This window comes from Streptomyces hygroscopicus (assembly GCF_026168105.1).
In the GTDB taxonomy this organism is placed as follows: domain Bacteria; phylum Actinomycetota; class Actinomycetes; order Streptomycetales; family Streptomycetaceae; genus Streptomyces; species Streptomyces hygroscopicus_D.
The window spans coordinates 232,559-245,826 of sequence record NZ_LBMW01000007.1 but is presented as its reverse complement, the minus strand read 5'-3'; the positions used below and the strand labels follow the sequence as shown (position 1 = coordinate 245,826).

At 72.4% G+C, this 13,268-nt stretch carries 12 protein-coding genes; 3 read left to right on the top strand and 9 right to left on the bottom strand.

Going from position 1 to position 13,268, the window contains the following annotated elements:
- A partial coding sequence (locus AAW14_RS10760) for a flavin reductase family protein (protein ID WP_265562456.1) occupies positions 1–432 on the top strand: 432 nt, incomplete at its 5' end.
- A 207-nt stretch (positions 433–639) separates the two neighbouring features.
- On the opposite strand, the gene AAW14_RS10755 is transcribed toward AAW14_RS10760, so the two are convergent.
- On the bottom strand, positions 640–1,941 hold the full coding sequence (locus AAW14_RS10755) for an MFS transporter (protein WP_265562453.1): 1,302 nt from the start codon (positions 1,939–1,941) through the stop codon (positions 640–642).
- A 98-nt stretch (positions 1,942–2,039) separates the two neighbouring features.
- On the opposite strand from AAW14_RS10755, the gene AAW14_RS10750 reads away from it, so the two are divergent.
- Positions 2,040–3,074: a GlxA family transcriptional regulator gene (locus AAW14_RS10750; protein WP_265562451.1), complete on the top strand. Its 1,035-nt coding sequence runs from the start codon at positions 2,040–2,042 to the stop codon at positions 3,072–3,074.
- On the opposite strand, the gene AAW14_RS10745 is transcribed toward AAW14_RS10750, so the two are convergent.
- From AAW14_RS10745 to AAW14_RS10730, 4 genes are all read right to left on the bottom strand, one after another.
- Positions 2,967–4,235, bottom strand: coding sequence for an MFS transporter (locus AAW14_RS10745; protein WP_265562449.1), 1,269 nt, complete (start codon positions 4,233–4,235; stop codon positions 2,967–2,969). The two genes, AAW14_RS10750 and AAW14_RS10745, sit on opposite strands and share 108 nt — an antisense overlap.
- Positions 4,236–4,347: 112 nt before the next feature.
- Entirely contained in the window at positions 4,348–5,397 is a 1,050-nt protein-coding gene (locus AAW14_RS10740) for a Zn-dependent alcohol dehydrogenase (protein WP_265562447.1), read from the bottom strand.
- A gap of 10 nt (positions 5,398–5,407) precedes the next feature.
- Positions 5,408–6,562, bottom strand: a complete 1,155-nt coding sequence (locus AAW14_RS10735) for an acyl-CoA dehydrogenase family protein (RefSeq protein ID WP_265562445.1) — start codon at positions 6,560–6,562, stop codon at positions 5,408–5,410.
- 86 nt (positions 6,563–6,648) lie between these two features.
- Complete coding sequence (locus AAW14_RS10730) at positions 6,649–7,560, bottom strand: SDR family oxidoreductase (RefSeq protein ID WP_265562443.1); 912 nt, start codon at positions 7,558–7,560, stop codon at positions 6,649–6,651.
- Positions 7,561–7,644: 84 nt separating this feature from the next.
- Between AAW14_RS10730 and AAW14_RS10725 the strand changes: the two genes are divergently transcribed.
- Positions 7,645–8,571 carry a cyclase family protein gene (locus AAW14_RS10725; RefSeq protein ID WP_265562441.1) on the top strand — a complete coding sequence of 309 codons (927 nt, stop codon included), beginning with the start codon at positions 7,645–7,647 and terminating at the stop codon, positions 8,569–8,571.
- Between the two features lie 464 nt (positions 8,572–9,035).
- Here AAW14_RS10725 and AAW14_RS10720 read toward each other — a convergent pair whose 3' ends face one another.
- The 4 genes from AAW14_RS10720 to AAW14_RS10705 form a co-directional block, all read right to left on the bottom strand.
- Positions 9,036–9,524, bottom strand: coding sequence for an ATP-binding protein (locus tag AAW14_RS10720; protein ID WP_265562439.1), 489 nt, complete (start codon positions 9,522–9,524; stop codon positions 9,036–9,038).
- A 478-nt stretch (positions 9,525–10,002) separates the two neighbouring features.
- Positions 10,003–10,896 carry an acyl-CoA dehydrogenase family protein gene (locus AAW14_RS10715; RefSeq protein ID WP_265562436.1) on the bottom strand — a complete coding sequence of 298 codons (894 nt, stop codon included), beginning with the start codon at positions 10,894–10,896 and terminating at the stop codon, positions 10,003–10,005.
- 7 nt (positions 10,897–10,903) lie between these two features.
- The gene (locus tag AAW14_RS10710) at positions 10,904–12,058 is read right to left on the bottom strand and encodes an acyl-CoA dehydrogenase (protein WP_265562434.1); all 1,155 of its coding nucleotides are present in this window, start codon (positions 12,056–12,058) and stop codon (positions 10,904–10,906) included.
- Positions 12,058–13,251, bottom strand: a complete 1,194-nt coding sequence (locus AAW14_RS10705; RefSeq protein WP_265562431.1) for an amidohydrolase family protein — start codon at positions 13,249–13,251, stop codon at positions 12,058–12,060. The genes AAW14_RS10710 and AAW14_RS10705 overlap by 1 nt, the downstream gene beginning before the upstream one ends.
- Between the last annotated feature and the right edge of the window lie 17 nt (positions 13,252–13,268).

The following is a 13,268-nucleotide window of genomic DNA, read 5'->3' as shown; positions in this document are numbered from 1 at the left end:
GCGGACGGCGCGGACGGCGCGGACGGCGCGGACGGCGCGGACGGACCCGCCGGATTCGCCTGCCAGTCCTTCTCGTCGCTGTCGCTCGACCCTCCGCTGGTGGCGTTCATGGTCGGCCGGACGTCGACGACCTGGCCGCGGATCGCCCGGGCGGGCGTGTTCTGCGTCAACGTGCTCGCCGCCCACCAGGGCGCCCTGTGCCGCGGTTTCGCGGTGAGCGGCGGGGACAAGTTCGCCGGTGTCGACCACGAGCCGGCGCCCTTCTCCGGCTCCCCGCGCCTCGCGGGCGCCACGGCGTGGATCGACTGCGCGATCCACGCCGTGCACACGGGCGGCGACCATCTGATCGTGGTGGGCCGGGTGGAGGCCCTGGGAACGGGCGACGACGCGGAGGACACACCGCTGCTGTTCCACAAGGGCCGCTTCCTTTAAGGGCTGTCCCGTAATCCCCGGTGGATCGGCGCGCGGCGTCAGATGCGGTGCATCGCAAGGCGGAGGGTCGTCCTCATACTGGGCGTATTCGGTCGATCCGACAACGCAGCGAGGTGCCGTAGCTGTCGTCGTGCGCCCGCCGGGGATTACGGGACAGCCTTAGCCCCCTGGCCCGGCTGTCACCGGCCCGGTTCCGGGCCCTGCTGCTCAGGCCGGTGCCGGCACCCGTACCGGACGGCGCCGGATCACCAGCGCCATCAGCGCCGCCGCCGCGCACAGCGCCCCCGACGCGTACCAGACCACGTCGTACGAGCCGAACGTGTCCCGCGCGACACCGCCGAGGAAGGCGACCAGGGCCGCGCCGACCTGGTGGGAGGCGAAGACCCAGCCGAAGACGATGGCGCTGTCCTCGCCGTACTGCTCCCGGCACAGCGCCAGCGTCGGCGGGACCGTGGCGACCCAGTCCAGACCGTAGAAGACGATGAAGAAGATCATCGGCGGGTGGACGGTGGGGGCCAGGAGCACGGGCAGGAAGAGGAGGGACAGACCGCGCAGGGCGTAGTACACCGCGAGCAGACGGCGTGGTTCGTAGCGGTCGGTGAACCAGCCCGAGGTGATCGTGCCCAGCACGTCGAAGACCCCGACGACCGCGAGCAGCGAGGCGGCCGCCGTGACCGGCATGCCATGGTCATGGGCGGCCGGGACGAAGTGCGTCTGGACCAGGCCGTTCGTGGAGGCACCGCAGATCGCGAACGTGCCGGCCAGCAGCCAGAACGGTCCCGTGCGCCCCGCCGCCAGGAGCACCGCGAGGGCGCGGCGGGCGGCTCCGGGCACGGGGTCGGGCCTGGGGACGAACTCCTGCGCGCCGTAGGGCTTCACCCCCACGTCCGCCGGGTGGTCCCGCAGCAGCAGCCAGGCGAACGGGATCACCGCGAAGGAGGCGAGGGCCACCGTCACCGCGGCCGGGCGCCAGCCGTGGTTCTCCACCATCCAGGACAGCACGGGCAGGAAGATCAGCTGCCCGGAGGCCGATGCGGCGGTGAGGATGCCGCTCACCAGACCGCGCCGCTCGGTGAACCAGCGATTGGTGACGGTGGCCGCGAAGGTCAGCGCCATCGAGCCCGTTCCCAGGCCGACCAGGAGGCCCCAGCAGAGCAGGAGTTGCCAGGCCGACGTCATCCACACGGTCGCGCCCGAGCCGAGCCCGATGACGGCGAGGGCCACGGCGACGATCCGGCGGATGCCGAAGCGGTCCATCAGGGCGGCGGCGAAGGGGGCGGTGATCCCGTAGAAGACGAGGTTGATCGACACGGCCGCGCCGATCGTGCCGCGCGACCAGTGGAACTCCTGGTGCAGCGGGTCGATCAGCAGGCCCGGAAGCGACCGAAAGGCCGCCGCGCCGATGATCGTCACAAAGGTGACGGACGCCACGAACCAGGCACGGTGCGCGGACGTCAGGCGGCTTCGCCGCGTGCGGGTGGAATCGGCAGGTTGCGGTTCCTCGGTCATCGATGCGGTTGCGGTTGTCCGGTTCACGCTGAAGAGCTTCCGGCCTGCACCGGACCGAATCGAGTGGCCCACAGGACAGCATTCGTTAGAATCGGGCCATGACCGCCGTCGAAGAGTTCCGCCGCCACCGCGTCGTCGTCCTCGCCCTCGACGGGCTGCTGCCGTTCGAACTGGGCATCCCGCAGCGCATCTTCCGGCGGGCCAAGGACCGGCGGGGCCGCCATCTGTACGAAGTCGTCACCTGCTCCGTCCGGCCGCCGGGCCCGGTCGCGACGGACGCCGACTTCGCCGTCCTCGTCGAGAACGGCCCCGAGGCCCTGGCCACCGCCGACACCGTGGTCGTCCCCGCCTCCTACGAGCTGGGCCCGGTGTACGAGGAGGGCGTGCTCACCGGCGAACTGGCCGCCGCCCTCGCCCACATCCGCCCGGGCACCCGGCTCGTCGCCATCTGCACCGGCGGTTACGTCCTGGCCGCCGCCGGCTATCTGGACGGCCGTCCGGCGACCACGCACTGGGCCTCCGCCGAGCACTTCCAGCGGCTCTTCCCGAAGATCCGGGTCGACGCGGACGTGCTGTTCATCGATGACGGCGACGTGCTGACCTCCGCCGGTGTCGCGGCCGGCATCGATCTGTGCCTCCACATCGTGCGCCGCGACCACGGCACGGCAGTCGCCAACGAGGTGGCCCGCCGCACGGTCGTACCTCCGCACCGCGACGGCGGACAGGCTCAGTTCATCGAGCGCCCGATGCCCGAGCCTCAGCTGGCGACCACGACCGCCGCCCGCGCCTGGGCTCTCGGTCGCCTCCACGAGCCCATCCAGCTGCGCGACATGGCGGAGCAGGAGTCCATGTCCGTGCGTACCTTCACGCGCCGCTTCCGCGAGGAGGTCGGCGTCAGCCCCGGCCAGTGGCTCACCCGGCAGCGCGTCGAACGGGCCCGGCATCTGCTGGAGTCCACGGACCTGTCGGTCGACCAGGTCGCGAGGGACGCCGGCTTCGGCACGGCCCAGTCGATGCGGCAGCACCTACAGGCGGCACTCGGGGTCACGCCCACCGCCTACCGCCGGACGTTCCGCACGACGACTCCCGCCGACGGTGCCGGCCCCACCGTCCTCTCCCGCGGCGGAGGGTGAGGCCCGGCGCCGCACCCCCTCTCCCAGGGCGCCCACCGCCGTGAGCGCCAGGGTCAGGGCGACTCCCGCCAGCATCGCCGTCGACGGTGCGACGAAGTGCAGCAGGGCACCCGCGAGGGAGCCCGTGGCCGCGTACCCGACGCCCACCGCCGCGTACATCACCGAGTAGCCCGCGGCCAGGGCGCCGGACGGAAGGACTTCGCGCAGCGACAGATTGCGGGTGATCATCGCGGCCGCCTGGAGCACGCCCGCAACCACCAGCGCGACGGCGATCCAGGCCGGGTCCGGTATCAGCGCGACCAGCGTCACGCACGCCGAGACACCGCACATCAGCACCACGCTCCGCGTGCGCGGCCCACCCGGCCAGGAGCGCAGCCCGTACACGAGCGCGCCCACCGCCGAGCCCAGGGCGAGCCCGGTCAGCAGCGGGCCCGACCAGCCGACGGCCGTACCGCGCTGTTCGAGCAGGGCGGGCAGGACGAGCTCGGCGAGCGAGAGCAGGGACAGACTGGCCGCGCCCGTCACATACACCGGCCAGGCCCGGGCGAGCAGCCGGGAGATCGACGTGCCGTCACGGCCCTCGGTGCCCGGGTCCCAGCCGGGCGGCAGCAGCCACAGACCCCCGACCGACGCGGCCATCAGGGCGGCAGCCAGGAGCAGCGGCACCCGGGGCGCCACGCCGAGGGCGAGACCGGTGACCGCGGCCGGGGACACGGCCCATATGCCGGACGTCAGCATCGACTCGGCGGACAGGGCCTGGGCGAAGGCCCGGCGAGGGACGACGGCGGTGAGCAGGGTGCGCAGGCCACCGGGGGCCGCGGCGGGGGCACCGCCGGCGAGGAAGGCGAACACCGAGAGGAGGGCCGGGTGGGCGGCCGGGAACGCGCCTAGGCCCGCGAAGCCCGCCGCTCCGGCCAGCAGGCCCGCGGCCAGATGGGGACGGGCAGCGTCGGGGCGCATACGCATGCCGAGCAGCGGGGCGCCGACGATCTCGCCGATGACGTACGCCGCCGCCAGGGTCGCGCCCAGGGCGTAGCCGCCGGGGCGGTCGCGCGCGAGGAAGACCAGGGCGAGCGGGGCCATGGCGACCGGCATCCGGGCGCCGACGGCCACCACCGCCCAGGCCAGTACCTGCGGGGAGGCCACGTCTCGGTACGTCATGCGTCCGAAGGTAGGGGACGGGTCCGACAACGGCCCACGGGATTTCCGGGCCTGTGGACAACCCGGACAACCCCGCGGCGGCTGCCGCGCGCCGGCGACCGCGGCTCCGGGCTCAGAACGTGAGCACCGCCCTCGCCACCCTCCCCGCGTGCACGTCCGCCGCGGCCTTCTCGTAGTCCTCGACCGGGTACGTCGCCGTCACCAACTCGTCCAGGAGCAGGCGGCCTTCGCGGTACAGCTGGGCGTAGAGCGCGATGTCGCGCTGGGGCCGGGAGGAGCCGTAGCGGCAGCCCAGGATGGACTTGTCCAGGTACATCGAGGAGACCTGGAACGTCGCCTCGGCGTCGGCCGGGGGGACGCCCAGCAGGATCGCCTGGCCGTGGCGGTCCAGGGAGTCGACGGCAGCGCGGATCAGCTCCACCCGGCCCACGCACTCGAAGGCGTGGTCGGCACCCGTGGGCAGGACGTCCTTCACCCCGGCCGGCGAGGTGAGGAAGTCCGTCGCGCCGAACCGCCGCGCCGCCGTCTCCTTCGCCGGGTTGGCGTCCACCGCCACGATCCGCGACGCGCCCGCGATGCGCGCGCCCTGGAGGACGTTGAGCCCGATCCCGCCGGTACCGATGACGAGGACGGTGTCGCCGGGCGCCACCCGCGCACGGTTCAGCACGGCTCCCACTCCGGTCAGGACACCGCATCCGATCAGCGCGGCCGACGGCATCGGCACGTCCTTCGGGACACGGACCGCCTGGACCGCCTTCACCACGGTCCGTTCCGCGAACGCGGAGTTGGACGCGAACTGGTACACCGGCCGGCCGCCCCGGGTGAACGGCTGCCCCGGCCGGCCGATCGCCTGCCGGCACATCGTCGGCCGTCCCCGGTCGCAGTCGCCGCACGCCCCGCAGCCGGCGAGGGTCGACAGCGACACATGGTCCCCGGGCCGGACATGGGTGACGCCCGCGCCCACCGCCTCCACCACGCCCGCGCCCTCGTGGCCGAGCACCACGGGAGCCGGGAAGGGTATGGTCCCGTCCACCACGGACAGGTCGCTGTGGCACAGCCCCGCAGCCGAGATCGCCACCAGCACCTCGCCGGGGCCCGGGTCCCGTACCGTCAGGTCGTCCACGACCTGCGGCTGTGTGCCGTCGTAGAGCACGCCTCGCATCGCAGTCCCCTCAGCCCTCGGTTCCCCTGGGTTCCTTCGGCAGGCCGAGCACACGCTCGGCGATGATCGTGCGCTGGATCTCGTCCGCGCCGCCGTAGATGGTGTCGGCCCGGCTGAAGAGGAACAGGTGCTGGAGCGCGTCCAGTTGGTACGGATCCGTGGACGACCAGTCGGCCGGTCCCACCGCCCCCGCCGCGCCCCGTACCTGCATGGCCAGTTCGCCCAGCCGCTGGTGCCAGCGGCCCCACAGCAGCTTGGCCACGCTGGGGGCGCCCGCGTCCGCGGGGCCGCCCAGGGTGCGCAGCGCGTTCCAGCGCATCGCGCGCAGTTCGGCCCACTGCCCGACGAGGCGGTCCCGTACGACCGGGTCGTCGGCCGCACCCGTCGCCACCGCCGTCCGCACGACCTCGCCCAGCTCCCGTGCGAAGCCGATCTGCTGGGCCAGCGTGGAGACGCCCCGCTCGAAGCCGAGCAGGCTCATCGCGACGCGCCAGCCGCCTCCCTCCCCACCGACGACATGGTCGGCGCGGGCCGTCGCGCCGTCGAAGAAGACCTCGTTGAACTCGCTGGTTCCGGTCAGCTGGCGGATCGGGCGCACCTCGATGCGGCCGGGCTGGTCCATCGGCACGAGGAGGAAGGTGAGGCCGTGGTGGCGTGGCGCGGCCGGGTCGGTGCGGGCGAGGAGGAAGCACCAGTCCGCCTCGTGGGCGAGGGAGGTCCAGATCTTCTGGCCGGTGATGCGGTAAGAGTGCGGGGTGTCCGGCACGGCGGTGGTGCGGACGCCCGCCAGGTCGGAGCCGGCGCCGGGTTCGCTGTAGCCCTGGCACCACAGTTCCTCGCCGCGGGCGACGGGGGGCAGGAAGCGGGACTTCTGGTCCGGTGTGCCGTGGGCGATGAGAGTGGGGGCGAGAAGGTTCTCGCCGATGTGGCCGGAGCGGGGCGGGGCCTGGCAGCGGGCGTACTCCTCCGCCCACGCGACCTGCTGGGTGAGGGTGGCGCGGCGGTTGCCGTAGCCGCCTTCGGGCCAGCCGATGCCGATCCAGCCGGAGCGGCCGAGTGTGCGTTCCCAGTCACGGCGGTCCGGCGCGGCGTCGAGGTGGGCCCTCAGCCATGCCCGTGCCTCGTGCCGGAACGCGTCGTCCTCCGGGCCGAACCCGAAATCCATGGTCGCCGCCTTAGGTTGGGCCCCAGGTCGAGTGGGGCATCGGTGCGCGGGGGCGGTCCGGGAGGCGGGTGCCGCTCGGCGTGCCCTCACGCATTCGGCCGTGCCCCCGCCCGCGCCGCCCTCTCCATCGCCTCCAACTGCTCCAGCAGCGGCATCGGATCCGTGCCCACCGTCCCGGGCAGGAAGTCCGCGATCCTCTCCGGGGTCCAGGAGCCCTCCGCGTACGCCGCCCTCAGCTCCCTCGGCTGGGCCCAGACCGCCAGCTTCGGGCCCGCGATCGTGTACACCTGGCCGGTGATGCGTTCCTCCCGGGCGCGGTCCGACAGCAGATAGACGACCAGGGCGGCGACGTCCTCCGGTTCGCCCATCTCCTTGAGGTCCATGGGCACGTTCGCCGACATCCGCGTCCGCGCCACCGGCGCCACCGCGTTCGCCGTCACCCCGTACTTGTGCAGGCCGAGCGCGGCGCTGCGGACGAGGGAGATGATGCCGCCCTTCGCCGCGCTGTAGTTGGCCTGGGCGACCGAGCCCTGGTGGTTGCCGCTCGTGAAGCCGATCAGCGTGCCGGAGCGCTGCCCGCGCATCACCGCCGACGCAGCGCGGAAGACGGTGAACGTGCCCTTGAGGTGCGTGGCGACCACCGGGTCCCACTCCTCCTCGGTCATGTTGAAGAGCATCCGTTCACGCAGGATGCCCGCCAAGCACACCACCCCGTCCAGGCGGCCGTACGAGGCGAGCGCCTCGTCCACCACCCGCCGGCCGCCCGCCATCGTGGAGATGTCGTCGGCGACCGCGACGGCCTCTCCGCCCGCCGCCCCGATCTCCTTGACCACGGACTCGGCCACCGCGCTCGTGGGCGAGGCGCCGTCCACCGAGACCCCGTGGTCGTTGACGACGACCCGCGCCCCGTGGGCCGCTGCGGCCAGCGCGACCGCCCGTCCGATGCCACGGCCCGCGCCCGTCACGGCGACGACCTTGCCTGCCAAGAAGTTCCCCACGCCCGGCCCCTTCCCGCGCTTTCTGACGGACCGTTAGATTTTATGACGCGCCGGTCTCTCGGAGACAAGCCCCGGGGAGGACTCATGTCGCTGACTGACGAGTTCCACGCCATCGCCGAGCGCGTCAACAACTGGGGGCGCTGGGGCAGCGACGACGAGACAGGGACCCTGAACCTCGTCACCGACGAGGTGGTGCGGCGGGCGGCGGCCTGCGTGCGCCGCGGGCGGCGCGTACCGCTCGCCCTGCCCCTGCGGCAGGACGGCGTGCAGACCGGAGTCATCCCCGGGCGGGTCAATCCCCTGCACGTGATGGTGCAGATCAACCAGGAGCTGTTCGGGCCCGGCACGGTCGCGTGCAGTGACGATGCGGTGACCATGGGGCTCCAGGCGGCCACCCACTGGGATGCGCTCGCCCATGCCTCGCACTCCGGGAAGCTCTACAACGGCCGCCCCGCCGACACCGTCACGGCACACGGCGGCGCCGCGTTCGCCGGAGTCGACAAGCCGCGGCACATCGTCTCCCGCGGCGTCCTGCTCGACGTCCCCCGTGCGCTCGGCGTGGAGTGGCTCGACGGCTCGCACGCCGTCACCCCGGACGACCTCGACGCTGCCGAGGAGCTGGCAGGCACACGCGTACGGGGCGGCGACATCGTGCTGGTGCGGACCGGGCAGATCAGGACCTATCTCGCGGGCGACCGGCACGCCTACGGCTATCCGTCGCCGGGGCTGTCCGTGCGCTGCCCGGAGTGGTTCCACGCACGCGATGTGGCGGCCGTCGCCAACGACACGCTCACCTTCGAGATCTTCCCTCCCGAGATCGAGAACCTGTGGCTGCCCGTCCATGCGCTCCACCTCGTGGAGATGGGGATGCCCCAGGGTCAGAACTGGAATCTCGAAGAGTTGTCCACAGCCTGTGGAGAAGAGGGCCGCTACGCCTTTCTGCTGTCGGCGATGCCCGAGCCCTTCGTGGGCGGCACCGGTGCACCGGTGGCACCGGTCGCCATCCTGTAGGGCGTACGCAGGGAGAAGGGACACGGAAAAGCGAGGGGCGGCGACTGGCGGCGCGTTTCCGCCACTCTCGACTGCGCTCGAGCGGGAGACACCCCAGCTCGCCCCGAGCACGGCACTGCGCGCCGCCATCCGGCTCGGCGTACCCGACCTGCTCCCGAACGGCTCCCGTGAGCCGCAGGCCCCGCAAGGAGCCGACGCCGACTCGCGACCCGCACTCGTCGAGGGCTCCTGTCAACGGAACCCTCGGCGTCCCCTCGCGACGAATCGCAGCCCCACCAGCGTGATCAACCGGTCACACCACGTCAATATCTCCTCGGCAATTCCTCACATACGCCCGTTTTATGACGGCTCGTACGGAAGCACGGCCCGGCGCATCCGACGGCGATCCACTCCAGGAACCGAAGCCCGTGCGGCCGCACGCCGGAGGGAGTGCGCCCGGGTCGCGGACGCCGGAGCGAAGGCGGCTACACCACGCCGTATGCGAACTCCGCCGTCGCGTCCACCCCGTACGCCACGGCCCGGCCCGCGGCGCCCGCCGCACAGCGATCCACCTCGCACCAGATGCGCTTGCCCATGCCCTCCGGGTCCCAGCCCCAGCGGTCCGCGAGGCCGTCGACGAGCTCGAGGCCACGGCCGCCCGTCTCGTCGCCGTTCGCGTGCCGGGGCGCCGGTGGACGGGTACTGGCGTCGGCCACCTCGAGCCGGACCGTGCCGGTCGGCGCGCCCGAGGCGTCCTCCCGCGCGCCGGTCAGCAGCAGCCGCAGCACGGCCGGACAGCCGGTGTGCACCACGGCATTGGTGACCAACTCGGAGACGAGCAGGATCAGCGTCTCGGCCAGCGGCTCGTCCGCGCCTATCCCTGAACCGGCGAGCCGCGAGCGGGCCCAGCTCCGCGCCCGGCCCACCTCCGCGGGGTCGGGCCGGATCTCCAGCTGCACTTGAAGCACCTGCACCGCTCACACCATCCGAACCGGCGGACACATCGCCTCGCGCCTCGAAAGGGCCACGATCGTGGTCATCGTCTGCATGGCAGAAACCAGGATCACGGACCGTGATTTCCTTGCACGACAGCATGGTTGACGTACAGTCACCCCAACAAGCGCTTCGGGCATATTCCAGCGCGAAGGAGTACGCGTACGGCATACTGTGCGACGCTTGCCATGGTGAGTCGAACAGGCAGGAGCGGCGGCCCGCCCTGCCCCGCGAGTGGCGCGCACCGCCGAAACCGGCACCGCCACAGGGGCCGCACCGGGATGGCTCAGGCTCGGAACCGCTCGCATCCCACACAAGGTACCGGAGCGCCCCGCCGACTCCACCCCGTGACAAGTCACACGTAGGACACAACCCGGTATCAACACTCTGTAATTCCGGATTGCCACAATCCGCTACATCCGCGGTATGCCGTACCAAAGAATGCCTGGTTAGGACCCCTCAGACCCTCACTGGGAGCAGGTCCTCGGCGAGCAGTTCGTCACTCTGCGTACTGTCACCCGTACGTTGGGTCCGTGTCCACGCCCGCTTCAGAAACAGATGCACATCGGCCTCCCATGTGAAGCCCATGCCTCCGTGCACCTGCAGGCAGTCGCGGGCACCGTGGACGGCCGCCTCGTCGGCGAGCAGGCGGGCCGCGGCGATGTCGAGGGGATCGGCGGTGACGGCGGCGGCGTACACCGCCGCGCGGGCCGTCTCCGTCCGCACCAGAATCCGTGCGCACAGGTGCTTGACCGCCTGGAACGCCCCGATCGGCCGTCCGAACTGCTCCCGGGTCCGCGCGTGCTCCACGGCCAGCTCGCAGACGCGGGCGGCGCCGCCGAGCTGTTCGGCGGCGGTGAGGAGGACGGCGACGGGCTCCGGGCCGCTCTCCGGGGCGGCGCCCGGAGGGCGAGGCAGCCGGTGCAGCGGCGTCAGCGGGTCCACCGACCGCACCGGTACGGCGCCGGCCGCCTCGCCCCGTACGACGTCGGCCTCCGCCAGCCACTCCACGAGCCCGCCGTAGGCGGCCGTGACCACCGTCTCCCCGGTCGCCGCGCCCGCCACCTCCCCGGCCGCGAGATGCGTGGCAATCAGCGGCCCGGGCAGCAGCGCCCGGCCCGCCTCCTCGAAGGCCAGCACCGCCTCGGGCAGCCCGAGCCCCACCCCGCCGTCCGGCTCCGGCAGCCGCAGCGCGAAGAAGCCGGCCTCGCCCAGTTCGCGCCAGAGGGTGCGGTCGAGGACACCGGGCCGGTCGACGGCGGCCCGCAGCGCCCGGCGGCCGAAGCGGCCCGCGAGCAGTTCCCGCACACCCGCCTTCAACGCCCGCTGGTCGTCGGTCGGTTGGAAGTGCACGGCAAGGTCACCGCCCCTTCGGCAGTCCCAGGATGCGTTCGGCCACGATGTTCTGCTGGATCTGCGAGGTACCGGCCGCGATCGTGTACGACAGGGACGACAGCCGGTCGAGGACCCATGGGCGGCCGAGGTCGAGACAGTCGGCGCCCAGCACCTCGGCGGCGGTGTCGTAGAGCTCCTGACGCGCGTGCGAGTACCTCAGCTTGAAGACCGAACCGCCCGCGCCCGGCACTCCGCCGGTCCCCTCCGCCTCGCTCACGTTCCACTGCGTGAGCCGCCACAGGGCCCGGAACTCCGCATTCAGCCTGCCCAGTCTCCGGCGGAGCGGGGCGTCGTCCCAGCGGCCGTTCGCGCGCGCCTCGCGGGCGAGTTCGCCGAGGGCCCGGCGGCAGGCCACCACCTCCCCCACGAACGCCGTACCGCGTTCGAAGGAGAGCGTCACCATGGTCACGCGCCAGCCGTCGTTCTCGGCGCCGACCCGATTGACCACCGGGACGCGCACCTCGTCGAGGAACACCTCCGCGAACTCGTTCGAACCGGCGAGCGTCCGCAGCGGCCGTACGGTGACCCCCGGCGCGTCCATGGGCAGGGCGAGCCAGGTGATGCCCCGGTGCCGGGGCGCGTCCGGGTCCGTGCGCACCAGCAGTTCGCACCAGTCGGCGACCTCCGCATGGGAGGTCCAGATCTTGGACCCGCTGACCACATAGGCGTCGCCGTCGCGCCACGCGCGCGTGCGCAGCGAGGCGAGGTCCGAACCCGCGTCCGGTTCGCTGAACCCCTGGCACCAGACCTCCTCGCCGCGCAGCACGGGCGGCAGCCAGCGCGCCCGCTGTCCGGGCGTGCCCTCGGCGGCGATCGTCGGCCCCGCGTGCAGCAGCCCGACGAAGTTGGCGCCCACATAGGGTGCGCCCGCCTTCTCGGTCTCCTCCAGGAAGATCAGGTGCCGGGCGGGGCCCGCTCCGCGCCCGCCCGCGTCCACCGGCCAGTGCAGGCCCGCGTAACCGGCGTCGTACAGCATCCGCTGCCAGCCGAGGTCGTACGCTCGCCTGGCCGGCCAGTCGTCCGGGGACGGCTTCGGGGGCAGGCCCGGGAGCACCTTGGCGAGCCACTCGCGCAACCGCGCCCGGAACTCCCCCTCCTCGGGCGAGTCGGCGAGATCCACTAGCGGTCCAGGCCGAGGCCGAGCATGCGGATCGCGTTGCCGCGCATCAGCTTGTGGACCGTCTCGTCGTCGAGGTCCTTCACATGGTCGAGGGCGACCTCCCTGGTGTGCGGGAAGGTCGAGTCGACGTGCGGATAGTCGGTCTCGAAGGTGGCGTTGTCCCTGCCGACCACGTCGAGGGACGCGATGCCGTGCCTGTCGCGGAAGAAGCAGCAGAAGATCTGCCGGTAGTAGTACGTCGACGGCGGCTCGGGGATCAGGTCGCGGACTCCGCCCCAGGCCCGGTGCTCCTCCCAGACGTCGTCGGCGCGCTCCAGGGCGTACGGGATCCAGCCCATCTGCCCCTCGGAGTAGGCGAGGGTGAGCCGGGGGAACTTCACCAGCACCCCGCTGAACAGGAAGTCCATCATCGAGGCCATCGCGTTGTTGAAGGAGAGCGAGGCCTGGACGGCGGGCGGGGCGTCGGGGGACGCGGCCGGCATCTGCGACGAGGACCCGATGTGCATGTTCACGACCGTGCCGGTCTCCTGGCAGACGGCGAAGAACGGGTCCCAGTAGCCCGAGTGGACGGACGGCAGGCCGAGGTGGGTGGGGATCTCCGAGAAGGTCACCGCCCTCACCCCGCGGGCGGCGTTGCGCCTGATCTCGGCGACGGCGAGGCCGATGTCCCACAGCGGGATCAGGCACAGCGGGATCAGCCGGCCGCCGCTGTCGCCGCACCACTCCTCGACCATCCAGTCGTTGTACGCGCGCACGCAGGCCAGGGCGACCTCCTTGTCGTGCGCCTCGGCGAAGGTCTGCCCGCAAAAGCGCGGGAAGGTCGGAAAGCAGAGGCTGCCCTCGACGTGGTTGAGGTCCATGTCCTTCAGCCGCTCCGCCGGGTCCCAGCAGCCGGGCCGCATCTCCTCGCGGGTGATGCCCTCCAGGGTCATCTGGTCGCGGTCGAAGCCGACGGCGGCGATGTTGCGCTTGTACGGGAACTGCAGGTCCTCGTAGATCCACCAGTCGGCCGGCGGCCCCTGCGGGTCCATCGTGATCTGGTACTTGCCACCGACGTACGCAAGTTCGCCGATACCGGCGGTGAGCGGCCTGGGTCCGCGGCCCCGGTACTTCTTCGGCAGCCAGGTCTCGAAGAGGTGTGCGGGCTCGATCACGTGATCGTCGACACTGATGATGCGGGGCAGTTCCGTCATGAGTCCCCTCCGCCCGG

Coding starts and splice junctions, on each gene's coding strand:
- AAW14_RS10755 (WP_265562453.1), bottom strand. CDS start 1,941: ATGACCGAGGAACCGCAACCTGCCGATTCCACCCGCACGCGGCGAAGC.
- AAW14_RS10745 (WP_265562449.1), bottom strand. CDS start 4,235: ATGACGTACCGAGACGTGGCCTCCCCGCAGGTACTGGCCTGGGCGGTG.
- AAW14_RS10740 (WP_265562447.1), bottom strand. CDS start 5,397: ATGCGAGGCGTGCTCTACGACGGCACACAGCCGCAGGTCGTGGACGAC.
- AAW14_RS10705 (WP_265562431.1), bottom strand. CDS start 13,251: ATGACGGAACTGCCCCGCATCATCAGTGTCGACGATCACGTGATCGAG.
- AAW14_RS10735 (WP_265562445.1), bottom strand. CDS start 6,562: ATGGATTTCGGGTTCGGCCCGGAGGACGACGCGTTCCGGCACGAGGCA.
- AAW14_RS10750 (WP_265562451.1), top strand. CDS start 2,040: ATGACCGCCGTCGAAGAGTTCCGCCGCCACCGCGTCGTCGTCCTCGCC.
- AAW14_RS10725 (WP_265562441.1), top strand. CDS start 7,645: ATGTCGCTGACTGACGAGTTCCACGCCATCGCCGAGCGCGTCAACAAC.